The 17,501-nt window shown below is 69.4% G+C and carries 17 protein-coding genes and 1 pseudogene; 6 read left to right on the top strand and 12 right to left on the bottom strand.

What is annotated here, in order from left to right; genetic code table 11:
• Nucleotides 1–7 precede the first annotated feature (7 nt).
• The 6 genes from alr to ACFVQ0_RS09930 all read right to left on the bottom strand — a co-directional run bounded on the left by alr (nt 8) and on the right by ACFVQ0_RS09930 (nt 5,815).
• Nucleotides 8–1,210, bottom strand: coding sequence for an alanine racemase (alr, locus tag ACFVQ0_RS09955; RefSeq protein ID WP_390086332.1), 1,203 nt, complete (start codon nt 1,208–1,210; stop codon nt 8–10).
• A gap of 86 nt (nt 1,211–1,296) precedes the next feature.
• Nucleotides 1,297–1,686 carry a DUF488 domain-containing protein gene (locus tag ACFVQ0_RS09950; protein ID WP_390086330.1) on the bottom strand — a complete coding sequence of 130 codons (390 nt, stop codon included), beginning with the start codon at nt 1,684–1,686 and terminating at the stop codon, nt 1,297–1,299.
• A 38-nt stretch (nt 1,687–1,724) separates the two neighbouring features.
• On the bottom strand, nt 1,725–3,200 hold the full coding sequence (locus tag ACFVQ0_RS09945) for an NAD(P)H-hydrate dehydratase (protein ID WP_390086328.1): 1,476 nt from the start codon (nt 3,198–3,200) through the stop codon (nt 1,725–1,727).
• 48 nt (nt 3,201–3,248) lie between these two features.
• Complete coding sequence (locus ACFVQ0_RS09940; protein ID WP_390086326.1) at nt 3,249–3,617, bottom strand: holo-ACP synthase; 369 nt, start codon at nt 3,615–3,617, stop codon at nt 3,249–3,251.
• A 28-nt stretch (nt 3,618–3,645) separates the two neighbouring features.
• Nucleotides 3,646–5,493, bottom strand: a complete 1,848-nt coding sequence (gene glmS, locus ACFVQ0_RS09935) for a glutamine--fructose-6-phosphate transaminase (isomerizing) (protein ID WP_390086324.1) — start codon at nt 5,491–5,493, stop codon at nt 3,646–3,648.
• Nucleotides 5,494–5,626: 133 nt separating this feature from the next.
• Nucleotides 5,627–5,815 (bottom strand): hypothetical protein, encoded by a 189-nt coding sequence (locus ACFVQ0_RS09930; protein ID WP_390086322.1) that lies wholly within the window; start codon nt 5,813–5,815, stop codon nt 5,627–5,629.
• Between the two features lie 234 nt (nt 5,816–6,049).
• Between ACFVQ0_RS09930 and ACFVQ0_RS09925 the strand changes: the two genes are divergently transcribed.
• Nucleotides 6,050–7,585 carry a restriction endonuclease fold toxin-2 domain-containing protein gene (locus ACFVQ0_RS09925; protein WP_390086320.1) on the top strand — a complete coding sequence of 512 codons (1,536 nt, stop codon included), beginning with the start codon at nt 6,050–6,052 and terminating at the stop codon, nt 7,583–7,585.
• Nucleotides 7,586–7,622: 37 nt separating this feature from the next.
• Nucleotides 7,623–8,096 (top strand): hypothetical protein, encoded by a 474-nt coding sequence (locus tag ACFVQ0_RS09920; RefSeq protein ID WP_390086318.1) that lies wholly within the window; start codon nt 7,623–7,625, stop codon nt 8,094–8,096.
• A gap of 92 nt (nt 8,097–8,188) precedes the next feature.
• Here ACFVQ0_RS09920 and ACFVQ0_RS09915 read toward each other — a convergent pair whose 3' ends face one another.
• Nucleotides 8,189–8,416: a DUF397 domain-containing protein gene (locus tag ACFVQ0_RS09915; RefSeq protein WP_390087743.1), complete on the bottom strand. Its 228-nt coding sequence runs from the start codon at nt 8,414–8,416 to the stop codon at nt 8,189–8,191.
• Between the two features lie 153 nt (nt 8,417–8,569).
• A complete protein-coding gene (locus tag ACFVQ0_RS09910; protein ID WP_390086316.1) occupies nt 8,570–9,301 on the bottom strand; it encodes an SDR family oxidoreductase in 732 nt (243 codons plus the stop codon).
• Nucleotides 9,302–9,430: 129 nt separating this feature from the next.
• On the opposite strand from ACFVQ0_RS09910, the gene ACFVQ0_RS09905 reads away from it, so the two are divergent.
• Nucleotides 9,431–10,021: a TetR/AcrR family transcriptional regulator gene (locus ACFVQ0_RS09905; protein WP_390086314.1), complete on the top strand. Its 591-nt coding sequence runs from the start codon at nt 9,431–9,433 to the stop codon at nt 10,019–10,021.
• 99 nt (nt 10,022–10,120) lie between these two features.
• Here the strand turns inward: ACFVQ0_RS09905 and ACFVQ0_RS09900 are convergent, their stop codons facing one another.
• The gene (locus ACFVQ0_RS09900; protein WP_390086311.1) at nt 10,121–10,744 is read right to left on the bottom strand and encodes a TetR/AcrR family transcriptional regulator; all 624 of its coding nucleotides are present in this window, start codon (nt 10,742–10,744) and stop codon (nt 10,121–10,123) included.
• A 115-nt stretch (nt 10,745–10,859) separates the two neighbouring features.
• On the opposite strand from ACFVQ0_RS09900, the gene ACFVQ0_RS09895 reads away from it, so the two are divergent.
• Together ACFVQ0_RS09895 and ACFVQ0_RS09890 are read left to right on the top strand one after the other, a co-directional pair.
• Complete coding sequence (locus tag ACFVQ0_RS09895; protein WP_390086309.1) at nt 10,860–12,311, top strand: amidase; 1,452 nt, start codon at nt 10,860–10,862, stop codon at nt 12,309–12,311.
• A 178-nt stretch (nt 12,312–12,489) separates the two neighbouring features.
• Complete coding sequence (locus ACFVQ0_RS09890; protein ID WP_390086307.1) at nt 12,490–12,837, top strand: hypothetical protein; 348 nt, start codon at nt 12,490–12,492, stop codon at nt 12,835–12,837.
• 50 nt (nt 12,838–12,887) lie between these two features.
• Here the strand turns inward: ACFVQ0_RS09890 and ACFVQ0_RS09885 are convergent.
• Nucleotides 12,888–13,077, bottom strand: a pseudogene (locus tag ACFVQ0_RS09885) (DUF397 domain-containing protein).
• Between the two features lie 47 nt (nt 13,078–13,124).
• On the opposite strand from ACFVQ0_RS09885, the gene ACFVQ0_RS09880 reads away from it, so the two are divergent.
• Nucleotides 13,125–14,084 carry an aldo/keto reductase gene (locus ACFVQ0_RS09880; RefSeq protein ID WP_390086305.1) on the top strand — a complete coding sequence of 320 codons (960 nt, stop codon included), beginning with the start codon at nt 13,125–13,127 and terminating at the stop codon, nt 14,082–14,084.
• Nucleotides 14,085–14,190: 106 nt separating this feature from the next.
• On the opposite strand, the gene ACFVQ0_RS09875 is transcribed toward ACFVQ0_RS09880, so the two are convergent.
• Together ACFVQ0_RS09875 and ACFVQ0_RS09870 are read right to left on the bottom strand one after the other, a co-directional pair.
• Nucleotides 14,191–14,685 (bottom strand): hypothetical protein, encoded by a 495-nt coding sequence (locus ACFVQ0_RS09875; RefSeq protein WP_390086303.1) that lies wholly within the window; start codon nt 14,683–14,685, stop codon nt 14,191–14,193.
• On the bottom strand, nt 14,682–17,453 hold the full coding sequence (locus tag ACFVQ0_RS09870; RefSeq protein WP_390086301.1) for a hypothetical protein: 2,772 nt from the start codon (nt 17,451–17,453) through the stop codon (nt 14,682–14,684). Before ACFVQ0_RS09870 ends, ACFVQ0_RS09875 begins: the two co-directional genes overlap by 4 nt.
• Between the last annotated feature and the right edge of the window lie 48 nt (nt 17,454–17,501).

The following is a 17,501-nucleotide window of genomic DNA, read 5'->3' as shown; positions in this document are numbered from 1 at the left end:
TCCTCGGTCAGGACCCGGCCGACTTTCCGTCCGACGTCCCGTACCCCGTTCCTTCCGACGTCCCCTCCGCCGTCCCGTCCCGGTAGACGCGTGGCACCCGGCCGCCGATCCGGGTGACGATCTCGTACGCGATCGTGTCCGCCGCCCGCGCCCAGTCCTCCGCGCTCGGCTCGCCCCGGTCACCGGGGCCGAACAGCAGCGCGTCGCTGCCCTCCGCGACCACGTCGCCGTCCAGGTCGACGACGAACTGGTCCATCGCCACCCGGCCCGCGACCGTCCGCCGGACCCCGCCGACCAGGACCGGGCCCCGGCCGGAGGCGTGGCGCGGGATGCCGTCCGCGTACCCGACCGGCACCAGGCCGAGCGTGGTCTCGCCGCTCGTCGTGTAGTGGTGCCCGTAGCTGATGCCGTGCCCGGCGGGCACCTGCTTGACCAGGGCGACGGAGGCGGCGAGCGTCATCACCGGACGGAGTCCGAAATCGGCCGGGGTGCCCAGCTCGGGGCTGGGCGAGATGCCGTACATGGCGATGCCCGTCCGCACCAGGTCGAAGTGCGACTCGGGGACGGTCAGCGTCGCCGGGGAGTTGGCGATGTGCCGTACCTCGGGCTCGGCACCGGCCTTCTCCGCGTACGCGACCAGGTCGCGGAACAGGGTCAGCTGGGCGGCGATGGAGGGGTGTCCGGGCTCGTCCGCGCAGGCGAAGTGGGACCAGAGGCCGGTGATCCGGACCGTCCCGGCCCGCTCCGCGGTGCGGGCGGCGGCGACCAGCTCGGGCCAGTCGGCGGGCTGGCAGCCGTTGCGGCCGAGACCGGTGTCGGCCTTGAGCTGGATACGGGCGGGGCGGCCGGCCTCCCTGGCCGCGGCGGTGACCTCGCGCAGCGCCCACATGCCGCTGACCGAGACATCGACATCGGCCTCGATCGCCTCGCGCCAGGGCCCGCCCGGCGTCCACAGCCAGCACATCACCCGGCCGCCAAGACCGGCCGCGCGCAGCGCCAGTGCCTCCTGCGGGGTGGCGGTGCCCAGCCAGGTCGCACCGGCTTCGAGCGCGGCACGGGCGCAGGGCACCGCGCCGTGTCCGTACGCGTCGGATTTGACGACGGCCATGAGCTGCGCACCGGACGCACGGGCACGCAGAACGCGCACGTTGGCGCGGAGTGCGGCGAGGTCGATCTCGGCACGGGCTCTCAAGGACGCTGTCTCGTTCATCGCGCCCAGTGTCTCAGAGCCGTCTCCCGGAGCCGTACGGTGCGGCCTGCGGGCACCGCTCGCGGCACGGCACGCCGGGGGCCGGTTCAGCCCCGGCGCAGCTCGTGTTCCAGGTGGTCGACGAGGACCGGTACGTGGCTGTGCGGGACGTCCTTGACCGCTGTCACGAGCGTCACCGGGCCGCCGTCGCGGACCAGCGCGACGAGTTCGCCCATGGCGGCGGTGTGCACGGGGTCGGCGAGTTCGGCGCGGTAGCGGTCGACGAAGTCGTCGTAGCGGGTGCCGGTGCGGTCCTCGTGGTACCAGGAGCGCAGTTCCTTCGACGGGGTGACGTCCTTGAGCCACTTGTCGATCCTGGCGCGTTCCTTGGCGACCCCGCGCGGCCAGAGCCGGTCGACCAGCACCCGGGTGCCGTCGCCGTCCTCCTGCGGGTCGTACACCCGGCGTACGCGCACGTCATTGCCGCTGTCGCCCACGGTCAGGTCCCCTCTCCGCTCGCCGCTTCCAGGATCGCTCAGGCCCGTACGTCCCGCCAGGCCGCCCGGATCGCCTCCGCGACGTCCTGGGCGGCGACCGGGGAGCCGTCGGAGGCGTGCCGGGCCGCGAGGCCGTGGAGGTGGGCGCCGGCGGACGCGGCGTCGCGGGGGGCGAGACCGGCGGCGAGCAGCGAGCCGGTCAGGCCGGAGAGCACGTCGCCGCTGCCCGCCGTGGCGAGCCAGGAGGTGCCGGTCGGGTTGACCCGCACGGGGGTGCCGGGATCGTCGGTGGCGATCAGCGTCGTCGAGCCCTTGAGCAGGACGGTGGCGCGGAACCGGGAGGCGAGTTCGCGTACGGCGGCGAGCCGCCCCGCCTCGACCTCCTCGCGCGGGACGCCGAGCAGGGCCGCGGCCTCCCCGGCGTGCGGGGTGAGGACGGTGGGCGCGGTGCGCGCCCGGACCACGTCGGCGTCCAGCAGCCGCAGCCCGTCCGCGTCGACCAGCACCGGCACGTCCGCGGCCAGCACGTCGGAGACGGCCTCCTCCGCGTACGTCCCGTCACCCAGCCCCGGTCCCACGACCCAGGCCTGCACCCGCCCCGCCTTCGACGGCGGGCCCGCGTGGACCAGGGTCTCGGGATGCCGCGCGATGACCGCGTCCGCGCCGGGGCCGACGTACCGCACCGCCCCGGCGCCGCCGCGCAGCGCCCCGGAGACGGCCAGCACGGCCGCGCCCGGGTAGCGCGCGGAGCCGGCGGCGATGCCGACGACGCCGCGCCGGTACTTGTCGCTCTCGGCGTCCGGTACGGGCAGCAGCGCGGCCACGTCCGCGTACTGGAGCGCCTCCAGCTCCGGTACGGCGGGCAGTTCGGCGCCGAGCCCGATGTCGACGAGGTGCAGCGCCCCGGCCCGTTCCGCGGCCGGGTCGATGAGGAGCCCCGGCTTGTAGGCCCCGAAGGTGACGGTCGCGTCGGCGCGGACCGCGTCGCCGAGCACCTCACCGGTGTCCGCCTCGACGCCGCTGGGCAGGTCTACGGCGACGACGGGCGCGTCGTGCGCCGTGTACCGGGCCACGAGCGCGGCGGCGCCGGGCCGCAGTCCGCCGCGCCCGCCGATGCCGGTGACGGCGTCGACGACGAGGTCCACGCGGCCCGCCCAGTCCCGGTGCCTGCTCGTCGCGGGGACGTCGAGCCCGTCCACCACCCGGCCGCCCGCCGCGCGCAGCGCCTCGCTCCCGCCCTCGTGGGCCCGGCCGGGCGAGACCCGCACGGCGAGCACACCGGCCCCGCGCCGGGCGAGCCGGGCGCCCGCGTACAGCGCGTCGCCGCCGTTGTCGCCGCTGCCGACCAGGAGGACGACGCGGGACCCGTACACCCGGCCGCCGCGCCGCAGCAGGTCGGTGCAGACGGCGGCGAGCCCCGCGGCGGCGCGCTGCATCAGCGCGCCCTCGGGGAGCCGTGTCATGAGGGCCTGTTCGGCGGCCCGTACGGTCGAGACGCTGTACGCGGTACGCATGGCTCCAACGTACGCAGAAAACGCCCGCCACGCCGTCACGCGCCCGGCTCAGCCCTCCGCGATCACCACGGCGGACGCCACCCCCGCGTCGTGGCTGAGCGACACGTGCCACTGCCGTACGCCCAGTTCGGCGGCGCGGGCGGCGACCGTGCCGCTCACCCGCAGCCGGGGCTGCCCGCTCTCCTCGACGTACACCTCGGCGTCCGTCCAGAGCAGCCCGGCGGGCGCGCCGAGCGCCTTGGCGAGCGCCTCCTTCGCGGCGAACCGGGCGGCCAGCGAGGCGATTCCGCGCCGCTCACCGTCCGGCAGCAGCAACTCGTTCTCCAGGAAGAGGCGTTGAGCCATCCTCGGGGTGCGCTCCAGCGCCTCGTCGAACCGCTCGATCTCCGCCACGTCGATACCGACCCCGATGATCACGTACGTACCCTCACTGCTCGTTCACGGCTCACTCCACGGTGACGGACTTCGCCAGATTGCGCGGCTGGTCCACTTCGTTGCCCCGGGCCGTCGCCAGCTCGCAGGCGAAGACCTGGAGCGGAACGGTGGCGACCAGCGGCTGAAGCAGCGTAGGCGTTGCGGGAATCCGGATGAGGTGGTCGGCGTACGGGACGACCGCCTCGTCGCCCTCCTCCGCGATGACGACGGTGAGCGCGCCACGGGCCCGGATCTCCTGGATGTTCGAAACGATCTTGCCGTGCAGCACGGAGCGTCCGCGCGGTGAGGGCACCACCACGACGACCGGGACGCCGTCCTCGATCAGCGCGATCGGCCCGTGCTTCAGCTCCCCGGCGGCGAACCCCTCCGCGTGCATGTACGCGAGTTCCTTGAGCTTCAACGCGCCTTCCAGGGCGACCGGGTAGCCGACGTGCCGGCCGAGGAAGAGCACCGTGTCGTGGCCCGCCAGCGAACGCGCCAGCGCGCGCACCGGCTCCATGGTCCCCAGGACCCGCCGCACCTCGCAGGAGATCTCGGAGAGCTGGCGGATGACGGTGCGGATCTCGTCGCCCCACTTGGTCCCCCGGACCTGGCCGAGGTACAGCGCGACGAGGTAGCAGGCGACGAGCTGGGTGAGGAACGCCTTGGTCGAGGCGACGGCGACCTCGGGCCCGGCGTGCGTGTACAGGACGGCGTCGGACTCGCGCGGGATGGTGGACCCGTTGGTGTTGCAGATGGCGAGGACCTTCGCGCCCTGCTCGCGGGCGTGCCGCACCGCCATCAGGGTGTCCATCGTCTCGCCGGACTGCGAGATCGCGACGACGAGCGTGCGCTGGTCCAGGATCGGGTCCCGGTAGCGGAACTCGCTGGCCAGCTCGGTCTCGCAGGGGATCCGGGTCCAGTGCTCGATGGCGTACTTGGCGATCATCCCGGCGTGGAACGCGGTCCCGCAGGCGACGATCACCACCTTGTCGACCTCGCGCAGCTCCGCCCGGGTGATCCGCACCTCGTCGAGGTGCAGGGTGCCCTCGGGGTCGATCCGGCCGAGGAGGGTGTCGGTGACGGCCTTCGGCTGCTCGGCGATCTCCTTGAGCATGAAGGAGGGGTAGCCGCCCTTCTCCGCGGCGGACGCGTCCCAGTCCACGTGGTACGGCAGCACCTCGGCGGGCCGCCCGTCGAACCCGGTGACGACGACCCCCTCCCGGCTCAGCTCCACCACCTGGTCCTGGCCCAGCTCGATCGCGGACCGGGTGTGCGCGATGAACGCGGCGACGTCGGAGGCCAGGAACGCCTCGCCCTCCCCCACCCCCACCACGAGCGGCGAGTTCCGCCGGGCCCCGACCACCACATCGGGCGCGTCCGCGAACACCGCGACGAGCGTGAACGCCCCTTCCAGCCTCCGGCAGACCTGCCGCATCGCCCCGGCCGGGTCCTCGCTGCCCGCGTACTCCTCCGCGAGGAGGTGCGCGACGACCTCGGTATCGGTCTCGGACGCCAGCTCGTGGCCGCGCCCGGTCAGCTCGGACCGCAGGGCGGCGAAGTTCTCGATGATCCCGTTGTGCACGACGGCGACGCGTCCGGCGTTGTCCAGGTGCGGGTGGGCGTTGGCGTCGGTGGGCCCGCCGTGCGTGGCCCACCGGGTGTGGCCGATCCCGGCGCTCCCGGCCGGCAGCGGCCGCTCGACCAGCAGCTTCTCCAGATTGACCAGCTTCCCGGCCCGCTTCGCGGCGGCCAGCCCGCCATCAGCGAGGACGGCGATCCCGGCGGAGTCGTACCCCCGGTACTCCAGCCGCTTGAGACCCGCGACGACGACGTCCTGCGCCGACTGCCCACCGACGTATCCGACGATCCCGCACATATCGGTCCCTTCATGGACATTCGCTTATGTTCCTCGCATAGTCGCAGAAGGACCCGGCATTTCACGCCCACGTCGGCGACATCGAGCCCATCCGACGATCCAGGGCCTCGCATCGCCGGAGGCCGCGCCGCGACTACGCCACGCGTGCCGCCTCCGGCACCGGGCTTCCAGAAGCCGGGCGGACACGACGCGGTCCTCGCACCAGCAGCACGACCACCCGCGCCACGACCACCGCCACGGCTCCGGCAACGACGGCGACCGCGTTCAGCGCGGAGACGAACGCCGCACCGCCCGCTCTGACGTACAGGACGGAGTTCCCCACCCGTCTCCAGTCCCGACACCGACCGGTGGCCCGCCGTATCGCCTTCGTCGGCTCGGTGAAGCGGCGTGACGAAGTCCCGGTCAGGGCCCGGCCGAACTCGCCTCGCCGGTTTACGGCCAGGAGCCGGAGGCAGTCGATGCAGCAGATCCAGCCGTTGTCGAACACGCGTGCGTGGTCACTGAATTCGTATCGCATAGGGTCGCGACACGCGTCTGCGTGGCACATGGGGGAGCATTGGATCTTCGACATCAAACCGAGAACTTCGTCAACGCATCCTGGTCCTTGGTGAATTTGAGGGACCTGATCTTCGAGATGCTGAGCCTGCTGTTCACCGAGCTTGAGGAGCAGGGCGGCATGGCAGGCGATGACGATGCCGGCCGCGCATTCGCCGGAGTGTACAAATCAGCGGTGAAGAGCGTCTTCGACTCGGCGGGTCATGCGCACCAAGCCATGGCCACTGGCGCGGGGGCGCTATTGAAGAGCGCTGAGGACTTCCTGAGACAGGAGAGCGCGATCTCAGCCAATCTGCTCAATGAGAGCACTGCTCCAGGGATCGCCGCTCAGCCATCCGGGCCGGACTGCACACCACGGGCCAGCCATAACGCGGAAGACCTACCCGAAGTGGTGGGCGAGACCAGTTGGACAGATCAGTACCTGCTCAGTACACGATTTCATGGCCAGCGGGACAAATTGCGCAATTCCGCAAAGAGTTGGCGTTCCGCTTCAGAGATCATGGGAGACGCGTACTGGGACTCGGAAGCGGCCTGGCAGGTCGCAGCGCTCGATCAGGTGGGCGAGACGGCTGACGCAGTCGAGGGCTGGTTCAGGCGTCTCGTCGGCAAGACTCCTCCGCCTGGCGAAGTGGGTGACGATGAGACGCTGATCTCGAACCTCTACGCCGCATGCAGAATGCTCGCCAACGCTTGCGACGCATACGCCGATCACATTGACACTGCGCTCAAGGAAATTCCGCAAGAGGACGATCCACTGTTCGGTGACCCGCTACTCATCTGGGAGCGGCCGATGTTCGGGGGCGAGGGACACGATGGAGGGCTCCACGGCCTGGTCGCAGGAGATATGCGTATCGCGGGTCTCGGGAATATTCCGCACGCATTGGACAAAGCCAAGTCCCGGGTTACGATCCAACCTCCTGATGAGAGGGGTGGATTCCTTCCCTCCCTGCCCCCATTCTTCGGCCCACTGATCCGGTCACCCTTGATCATACCGGCGGCGTACCGCCCTCCCGTCGGGCCGAGAGTCCAGCCCATATCCCCACCGATTCCTCCAGACCCCCGATTTCCACCCCTTGCAGGAAAGGCCTCGGGGGAATTTCACGTCTGGCTGAGCTCCCTGCGTCAAGGAGACGTATCCGGCGGCAAGCCTGCCGAGATGGCCTACCAGAAGCGCGTGGCGGGCTACCCGGAGTACGAGGTGCCGATCCCCCCGGGCTTGAGCAAGAACAGCACCCTCATGGTTGATGGAGTCCGCAGCACTGACGGTATGGCAATTGAAGCGAAGTACGTGAACGACGAGAAAAAATGCTACCGCACACTCGACAGCCTACGCGAGAGCCATAAAACGGGAAAGAAAGATTTTCTATATGGCCCTGACCGGAACGAACTCAAAAAATACTCCGCCGCATTGAAGGACCCGAGAAATTCAGAGCTGCGCGGAGTAGAAACAGTCACAAACAGTCAGGAGTCAGTCCCATACTGGCGCTTGATGATGGCAGCATATAAAGTAAAAGGTTACGCGCGCCACGTACCGTGATCAATTCGACCCACGCTGGAAGAAATGAGATTTGGCAGTGGAAAATTCCGATCTGGAAGAGCTGGAGACGCTGTTCATCTTCACTCCCTCGCCAGGCGATACATGGGGATTGACATTCACCCGCCTCAAGCAGCACCTGCTTGAGGCTGATCCCGAAGTATTCATTCGCGTAGAAGATCCCCGCGACGGGAACTCGCTCGGTGACTCTTTCATGTTTTTCGAATTCACGCTTGAGGGAAAAGAACTTGAAGGCATGTCCAAGGTTTCCCCCGAGGGCGTTGCAGCCCAAAACTGCACAGCAGGGCAGGCAGCAGATTTTGTGACATGGCTAAGCACCAGCGTGATCCCGCCTGGGCATACAATCACGTTCAATACCGAGTGGGGAATGGAAAGCGAAATTCCGGATGCGGACGTACCCATTACCGAGAAGAGCCAATTGATCGAACTTTTCCTGGCCCACATCGTCGAGACCGGTGGACTGGAGCAGCCCGACTCTCGTGAGGACAGCTAAGAGATTGAACTGGACCGGCCGCGCCTCCTCCCCGCGACTGCGCGAACGGGGCGCCCGCCAGGTCTACGCGCGGCCCGCCGACCGGAGACCGCTCAGTCGGTCGACGCGTACGAGACGAACTCGGCCCAGGCGCCCGGGGTGAAGCCGAGTTCGAGGCCGGGGATGTTCTTGGAGTCGCGGACATGGACGGTGGCAGGGGCGGCGGCGATCTCGACGCACGCGGGGCCGTCGTTCGAGCTGCAACCGCTGAACCGGGTTAAGGTCGGGAGGACTTCCAGCCGAGGCGTGAGCGCCTGGGCCGGGACCAGGCCGTACCGCATCTCAAGCGCGGCATACGCCTCCGCCCGAAGCCACCCGTCGATCACATCGAGTGGAGGCTTGCCCGGAGGGTCTCGGGGATCAGCCCGTGTACGTCAGCTGGGGCACCCGCGAGTTCCACAGGAATATGAGTCATGCCGTGTGGCCGCGCAGGCCTATCCCTGGGCGGTGGGGCGGACGACGATGTCGCCTACATCGACACCGTCCGGCTGTTCGATGGCGAAGGCGATGGCGCGGGCCACCGCATCGGGCGAAAGACCTGCCTCCATCATCTTGTCGATCTGATCCTTCACCTCCGGATCCATGCGCTCCGCGAAGTCCGTACGGACGACGCCGGGCGAGACGACGGTCACCCGCAGGCTGTCACCGGCCTCCTGGCGCAGGCCCTCGGAGATGGTGCGCACGGCGTTCTTCGTGCCGGCGTACACCGATTGGAGCGGCACGATGCGCAGTCCGGCGGTGGACACGGTGTTGACGAAGTGTCCGAAGCCCTGTTCCCGGAAGACGGGAAGGGCTGCGGCGATCCCGTACAGGACCCCTTTGAGGTTGACGTCGATCATCTCCTCCCAGTCCTCGACGCGCAGGTCGTCCAGACGGGAGATCAGACCGACCCCGGCATTGCTGACGAGGACGTCGAGCTTGCCGTATCGATCGCGTGCCAGCTCGACGAGGCCGGAAAGGTCCTCACGTCGCGTCACGTCCGTGCGCACCCAGGCGGCTTCACCGCCGGCCTTCTCGATGCGGGCGGCCAGGACCTCAAGACGCTCCGGACGGCGCGCCCCGAGGACGATCTTCGCGCCGCGCTCGGCGAGCAGGAGCGCGGTCGCCTCACCGATGCCGCTACTGGCACCCGTGATCGCCACGACTTTTCCTTCGATTCCCGGCATGGTGGACAGTCCTTCCGGTGGAGGGGTGGGGGCGGCCGTGCCCTAAAATGAAAGTGGAGGCGCCGCCACTTCGTCCACAGTAAGTGGCGGCACCTCCACTTAGCAAATGGAGACGAGGGAGAACCACTGATGACCCGGGACGCAGAACGCCCACTGCGGGCTGACGCACAGCGGAACCGGGACAAGATCCTGGCCGCCGCGGTGCGCGTGTTCACCGAGGAAGGACTGGATGCGCACTTCGAGCGCATCGCCAGAGAGGCGGGCGTGGGAACCGGCACCCTCTACCGCAACTTCCCGACCAGGGAAGCCCTGATCGAGGCGGCGTACCGCAACGAAGTGGCCCGGCTGTGCGACGCCGTCCCCGGCCTCCTTGAGACGATGCCGCCGCCCGAGGCCCTACGAGCCTGGACTCGCCGCTTCATCGACTACGCCACCGCCAAACTCGGCATGGCCGACGCGCTGCGAGCCGTCGTGAGCGCCGGAACGAATCCCTACGCCGACAGTCACAAGATGATTCAGGCCGCCCTCTCCTCGCTCATGGACGCCAACACCACCGCCGGAACGATCCGGTCCGACATCAGCCCGACCGACATGTTCGCCGCCCTCGCAGGCATCGCCCTCACCTCGGCCGAGCCCGAGCAACGAGAGCAGGCCGAACGCCTCCTCGACCTCACCCTGGACGGGCTGAAGGCCGCACCGTCGCGGCTCCCCGAGAACTGACGGCGTAGGCGCGGACGCGGAGCCGCCGGGCCCCGGGCGGCGTGCGGAGGATTGCCGCACATGCGTGCCGATGCCCGCCGGGTCGGCAAGGTCGGGGCTTCAGCGGCGGCGAGGACCTGTGCCGAGGCGGGAGCGGTGCCGGTCCACGATTCCCTCGACGATCTTCATCAGGCGGTCTCCCGTCCGATCGATGCTTCCGTTCTGTGTGCTGACCTGCGCCCCTTCGAGCACGAAGGTGATCTCGGCCGCGGCTTGTCCGGGGTCGGACATCTGGGCCCGGGTGCACATGCCGATCAGCCTGCGGGCCTGGTGGGCCTTGTGGTCCTCGATCACTCGCCGTGCCGGATGAAGGCGGTCGGGCAGCTCGGCGAGGGAGTTGATGAACGGGCAGCCCCTGTACGAGATCGCCGGCAGCCCCTCGGCGATGAAGCGGGCCAGGCCCAGAATCTGCTCCTCGGGCCGGTCGGGGTATTCGGTCTCCACGCGGTCGAAGGCCGCCTGATAGTCCGCGGCGACGATCCGCAGCCACTCCGCGACGAGCGCGTCCTTGGTCTCGAAGTGCCGGTAGATCGCCATTTTGGTGGTCTCGGCCTTGTCGGCGATCGCCTGGACCCCCACCTGCCGGATCCCTTCCCTCTGGAAGAGCTCCTCGGCCGCGTCGAGAATGCGCTCACGAGGCGGCAGCTTCGCCACTCTGCTCGGCCTGCTGCGGGTCGATGCCATGACTACTCCGGTCGATCGCGCGATTCACACCCTCGCCACGGTACCAGCCAGACCCACCCGATACCGTTGGGTATCGTGCAGCACTCAACGGTATCTTTCTTGGTGGGGAGTGACAGTGAGAGCTTCTGAGTACGTGGGCTTCGACGCGGTCGGGCTGGCGGAGCTGGTGGCCAAGGGCGAGGTGCTCCCCGCCGAACTGGAGGCGGCCGCGCGCGAGGCCGTACAGGCAGTTGATCCGCGGATCAACGCCGTCGTGGAGACGTGGCAGACCGACGACGAACCTGTCCCCGGCGGCACACCACTGGCCGGCGTCCCTTTCCTGATCAAGGACATCGCGGTGGCCATGGCCGGGAGGCGGATGGAGCTGGGAAGCCGCCTGGCGGCCGGTAACGTCGTCGGCGCCGACTCCTCGCTGATGCGGCGCTTCCGGCGCGCGGGCCTCGTGACGTTCGGGCGCACCGCGACACCGGAGATGGCCTATGGCATCTCGACGGAATCCGCGTTGTACGGCGCGACCCGCAACCCGTGGGACTTGGAGCGCGGCGCGGGCGGATCCAGTGGCGGCGCGGCCGCCGCTGTCGCCGCCGGGGTGGTTCCGGTCGCCCATGGCACGGATGCCGCCGGATCCCTCCGTATCCCCGCCGCCTACAACGGCCTCTTCGGGATCAAACCCACCCGTGGCCGGGTGTCCATGGGGCCCGACGTCGACGAGGTCTTCAGCGGCCTGGCCGTGCACGGCAGCGTCAGCCGCACCGTGCGCGACAGTGCGGTACTGCTCGACCAGATACGCGGCCCGGAGCCGGGCGACCCCTACTTCGCCCAGCAGCCGTCACGGCCGTACGCGGAGGAGGTCACCCGTCATCCGGGCTCGTTGCGGATCGGTGTCCTCGCCCGGGCGTGGGGCGGACGCCGTACTGCCGCACCGGTGACCGACGCCCTCTCCCGCACCGTGCGGTTGCTCGAATCCCTCGGCCACCAGGTGGAGGAGGCCGAGGTCGACCTCGGCGCCGGCTGGGAGGAATTCGTCCTGGCCAACGCCCGGCTCATGACGGTGAACCTCACCACCCTGGTCGACGGGCTGGCCGCCGCCCTCGGCCGCCCCATCGACTCCTCGACCCTTGAGCCGACGACCCTCGCCGGCTACCGCTACGGGCAGCGGGTCGGCGGCGCGCAGTTCCTCACCGCTCTCGCGATGCGGAACCGGGTGGCCCGAAGCCTGGCGCGGTACTTCGACGCGTACGACATCCTCCTCACGCCGACCCTGCCGGAGCCTCCCGTGCTGCTGGGCACCCCTGCCGAGGGCGCGGAGGCACTGGACGGCCTCGGCTGGATCGAGCGCATCAATGACCTGTCGCCGTTCACCATGCCGTTCAACGTGGCGGGCACACCTGCCATGTCCGTACCCGTGACGGCCGACGCCGGGACGGGGCTCCCGATCGGCATGCAGTTCGCCGCCGGATACGGCCTCGAAGGCCGGCTCTTCCGCCTCGCCGGCCAACTCGAACAGGCAAGTCCGTGGTCGGGCCGAACCCCTGCGGTATGGGCAGGGAACCACCCGGCCCGCTGACAGTGACCCGGTCCACCGAACCGTTGATCACTGCGGCGCTGCCGACGGAACCGGCCGGGCGTCCCCGGTCATCCAGGGCAGTACAGCACCGATCCGCGAGGGGGCAGCGATGCAGGGTTCCGGAACAAGTTCGAGAGCACCTTCCGGAGTGGGTGCGGGTGCGGGTACCGCACGGCCCATGCGGGCCGGTAACCAGCTGTGGGTCGCCGCCGCCGCCAACCTCGGCATCGGGCTGTGCGCCATCGTCCCCGGCCTGTGCATCCGTTGGCTCTTCAGGGACTACCTGCCGATGGACTGCGCGCCCCACGCGTCCGTCCACACCGCGAGCTGCGACAGGGAGACGTACGAGGACGGGCCCATCTACGTGTTCGGCGCCACGCTCAGTGGCCTCTTCGTCCTCGGGATGGCCGTCGTGGTCGACGTCCTCATGCCGCGCCAGGAGCGCTGGCGGATCGGCATCTGGCTCCCGATGGCCCTGCTCGTGCCCGTCCCGTTCTTCGCCGGTCAGTCGCTCGGCTGGTTCTGACGGAGGCACGAGCACGGCCATCGGGAACGGCAGTGGCGGTGGACCGGGGCTCAGTCGGTCGACGCGTACGAGACGAACTCGGCCCAGGCGTCCGGGGCGAAGCCGAGTTCGGGGCCGGGGAGGTTCTTGGAGTCGCGGACGTGGACGGTGGCGGGGGGCGGCGGCCACCTCGACGCACGAGGGGCCGTCGTGGTACCCCTCAGCTGCCCGCTCTGCAGTACGTGCGCGGAAATCGGCGATGCGGCCGACGCGGAACTTCCGGCAACCGGGCGCACGTTGGTCTCGACATGACTGAACTTCGCACCCTCGGTTCGTCCGACCTCCTCGTTTCCCGCCTGTGCCTGGGAGGCAACGTCTTCGGCTGGACCGCCGACAAAACCCAGTCGTTTGCGGTACTCGACGCCTACCGTGCCGCAGGCGGCAATTTCATCGACACCTCCGACTCCTATATGAACTACTTTCCCGAGCAGGGTAACGAGCCGGGACAGTCCGAGAGCATCATCGGCGACTGGCTCGCCGCCCGCCGCAACCGCGACGACGTGGTCGTCGCCACCAAGGTCGGCGACCACCCGAAGTACATGGGCCTTGCACCCGCCAACATCAAGGCCGCTGCCGAAGAGTCCCTGCGGCGGCTGCGTACCGACCACATCGATCTCTACTACACCCATTTCGACCGGGACGAATCCATCCCCGTGGATGAGATCATCACCGCTCTCGACGATCTCGTGAAGGCCGGCAAGGTGCGTGCCATCGCGACCTCCAACATCAGCCCCGAACGGCTCTCCGCATCAGTGGCCTTCTCCGATCGGGAAGGACTGGCCCGCTACGTGGCTCTGCAGCCGGAGTACAACCTCGTCTCACGCGACTCCTACGAGGGTGCGCGGCGGGAGGTCGTGCAACGCGAAGGGCTGGCCTGCGTTCCGTACTTCGCACTCGCCTCCGGCTTCCTCACCGGCAAGTACCGTCCCGGGAAGAGCATCGAGAACGTGCGCAACTTTCCCGGACTCGCCGGTGGCTACGCGGACACCGAACGCGGCGTGAAGGTGCTCAACGCGCTGGAGCAGATCGCGACGGCGCGGGGGGTGGAGATGGCCACTGTGGCGCTGGCCTGGCTCGCGCAGCAGCCGACCGTAACCGCGCCGATCGCCTCCGCACGCACCGTCGAGCAGCTGCCGGCGCTCTTCGCCGCGCAGGAACTGCACCTGTCGGAAACCGAGTTGCAGACCCTGACGACAGCCTCGTCCTGACCGGGGGCGTGGATGGATGCGCTTGGGGGTGAGGGCCCCGGTTGCAGGACGGGCGCAGGTCCTGGTGATCATGGAGTTGCGACGCTCTGTGATCACTCGGGAGACATCAGCGGGGCTCATCTCCCTCTGACACCACGACCCGGTCCGGCCCCTTGTCCGGGTACAGGAGAGTGAGGAACTCCCGCACGTTCGCAGCCACTTCCACCCAGATGGTGTCGTTCATGTACAGCACGCGGGGGTCGGTGAGCGATTGCCGGTAGTCGAGCATGACCGGCATGTCCGGGCCGAGGTCCGCGATCGAGAGCGACCGTTCCGGGACGATCCCCTCGTTCCGCTCGTCGGCCGGGTCCCCCAGCCAGACGGGGTCCGTCTCGGTGTGCCAGTCGTGGTTCTCCCGTACGAGCACGCTCTCGCTGTAGAAGCACGGCTGCACGGGCTCGTCGTCGAAGATCCGGCGCAGGACCTCCGTAGCGGGTGGCACCCACGTGCCCGCCCTGATGAGTCCGGCCAGCTCGGGAGGGACGGTGAGGCCGCCGACGACGAGCGCCTCGCCGCCGGCCCGTACACCGTTGCCACTGGCGCCACTGCCGTTCGCGCTCACGTCTTCTCTTCCACCTTCAGTCCGGTGATCTCCGCCAACTCCTCGATGATTTCCTTCTTGTACTCCTCCGGCACATAGGTGCGGCTCCCGAAGTGCGCCAGGTTCAGGCCGGAGATGAAGGTCACCTCCAGGTTGCCGTCCGGCTTCTTGATGGCCGCGAAGCCCACGGTGTCGTTGGCGTTGCCGAAGTCCTCCCGGTTGATCTTGGCGTGTCCGCCACGGCGGTTGACCAGGGCCCCCTCGGCGTCACCGCTCAGCCTTCCTCTCATCTTGCCGCCCGGCTGCCAGACGCCGGTGAACCCTTCGCCAGGATTCAGGTCGTCGATCGAGGCGCGGTTCTGCTCCTTGCTCTGGTTGTCGCCGAACTTCTTGTTGGGCGGCGGAGGGTCCTCGCAGTCGTCGTCAGCCGCGTTCCGGATACCGCCACCGGCGACGGCGGACACGCGCAGGACACCGCCCCGCTCGGCCTCACGGCTGGGAGGCGCGACCACCGGGCACTTGTCGTCGTCCGAGTCGTCAGAGTCGTCCGAATCATCGGAGCAGTCGTCCGAGGGCTCGGGCTCCGGGTCGTCCTCGATCGGCGGGGGCGGCGGGTCCGTGAGCCCGAGCGCGTTGCTGAGCCTGTCCTCCACGTCCTGGTACCTGTCGACACCGGGGAGGGTGAACCCGGACACCTTCGCCATCAGCTTCACCGGCGAAGGGTTCCTCCGTCCGTCTGCGAGCAGGCCGCTGCTGAGGGCCCGGTGCGGAGCGGCGGCCGAGGCGAGCGTGTAGCGCCCGTTGCCGGGGGCGACGGTGGTCAGGCCGCTGCGGTAGGCGGCGTTGTCGTCCCGGCAGTCGTCCTCGTCGTCATCATCGTCATCGTCATCGTCGTCGCTGTCGTCGCAGAGCGAGATGAGACGCGGTCCCGCGCCACCGATGCTGCGACCCCCGCCGATGCTCGCCGCGCCACCGGCGCTCGCCGGGCCACCGGTGTCCTTCGAACCACCGGACGACGATCCGCCGTCGTCGCAGTCGCCTTCATCGCCACCGGAGTCGCCGCCGGAGTCGCCGCCAGTGGAGTTGGTCCCGCCGGACTTGCCGCCGCTGTCGCCGCCGCCGGACGGACCACCACCACTGTTGCCGCCGCCGCTGACCGAACGGCCGCCGACTATTCCGCCGCTGATCAGGCCGCCGCTGAGGAGCCCACCGCTGATCAGTCCGCCACTGATCAGACCGCCGCTGGAGTGCCCTCCGGTGGAGGAGCCTCCGGAGGCACCACCGCTGCTGTTGTCTCCGCCCCCGGAGTCTCCGCCACCGGAGTCGCTGCCGCCGCTGCTGGAATCACTGCCGCCCGAGTCACTGCCCCCAGCGCTGTTGCCACCGCTGCTGGAATCACTGCCGCCGCTGTCCCCACCGCTGTTCCCACCGCTGGAGTCACCACCGCCGTCGCTCGCTCCGCCGCTGCTTGAATCATCGCCACCGGAGTCGTTACCGCCACTGTCGCCGCCACCGGAGTCGCCGCCACCGCTGCTGGAGTCGTTGCCCCCGGAGTCGTTGCCCCCGGAGTTGTTGCCACCGGACTTCCCACCACTGCTACCACCTGCGGCAGCACCGCCGCTGTCACCACTGTCACCGCTGTCACCGCTGTCACCGCTGTCACCACCGGAGGCACTGTCACCACCGGAGGCACTGTCGCCACCGGAGGTGCTGCCGCCCGAATGACCCCCGTCGTCCCCGCCACCGCTGGCTCCGCCGCTGGCGCCACCGCTGGAGCTGGAGTCGTCTCCCCCGGAGCTGTCCCCACCGGAGGCATTGCCGCTGCTGCCGGTGGAGTTGTCGCCACCGGACTTCCCTCCGCTGTTACCCCCGGAGACACCACCGCTGACTCCACCATCGGAGTCGTCTCCCCCGTCACTGCCCCCGTCACTGCCGCTGTCGCTGTCGCTGCTGCCGCCTGTGGCGCCACCGCCGTCGTCATCACCGTTGTCGTCACCCGAGCTCCCGCCCGAGCCATCACTACTGCCACCACTACTGCCACCGCGACTGCCGCCGCTGCTGCCACCACTGGCACCGCCTACACCACCGCTAACGCCCCCGGAGGAATCACCGCCCTGCCCGCCGTCGTCCCCGGCGACCGTGTCGCCCGAGCAGTCGTCCTTCGCGACGAGGTTGCACACCGCGTCCTGGATACGGCCCGTGATCTGGGCCCCCGTGCCGCTGAGCAGGAGTACGCCGATGATGGCCGCGACCAGGGTGATCAGGCCGAGGTACTCGACCGACGTCTGGCCACGGTTCCGGCGCCACGTGATCAGGTGCGGGATCGACGGGAACGCCTCCCGGCGGAACCGTTCACGCGTCCATCGAGGCCGCACCGCCCTCTGGTCCGGCGGCAGTTCGAACCAGGACCGGCTGGCGCCCACACTGGCCAGGGCCAGCAGCACGCCCGGCAGCAGCAGCTGGCTGAGCCCGCGCGTCGAGCCCTCGTACAGGTTGAGGATGCCGCCGGCCAGCAGCCAGACCTGGAGCGCGACCAGGCCGATCCAGACCGCTTTGCCACCGGTCCACACGAGCCGTGCCAGGATCACGGCGGCGATGCCCGGCACGACCGCGTACAGGGCCATCAGAGAGAGCATCGGCGTGACGCGACTGCCGATCTCCAGCAGCGAGTTCAGCACGTCGACGCCGCCCAGCAGCGTGAGGCCGAACATCAGGTACAGCAGCACCCGCGTCACGCCGAGCGACCGGGGAAGCTCCCCGCGAGCCACCAAGCCCTGTGAGTCCGACAACGGGCAACCCTTCACCGACTGCTGAAGACGTCCGGCCTCCCCGATCCA

It is taken from the genome of Streptomyces sp. NPDC057900 (genome assembly GCF_042887885.1).
In the GTDB taxonomy this organism is placed as follows: Bacteria; Actinomycetota; Actinomycetes; order Streptomycetales; family Streptomycetaceae; genus Streptomyces.
Note: the sequence above shows the minus strand (reverse complement) of the source record. Positions and strands in the feature narration are given on the sequence as shown.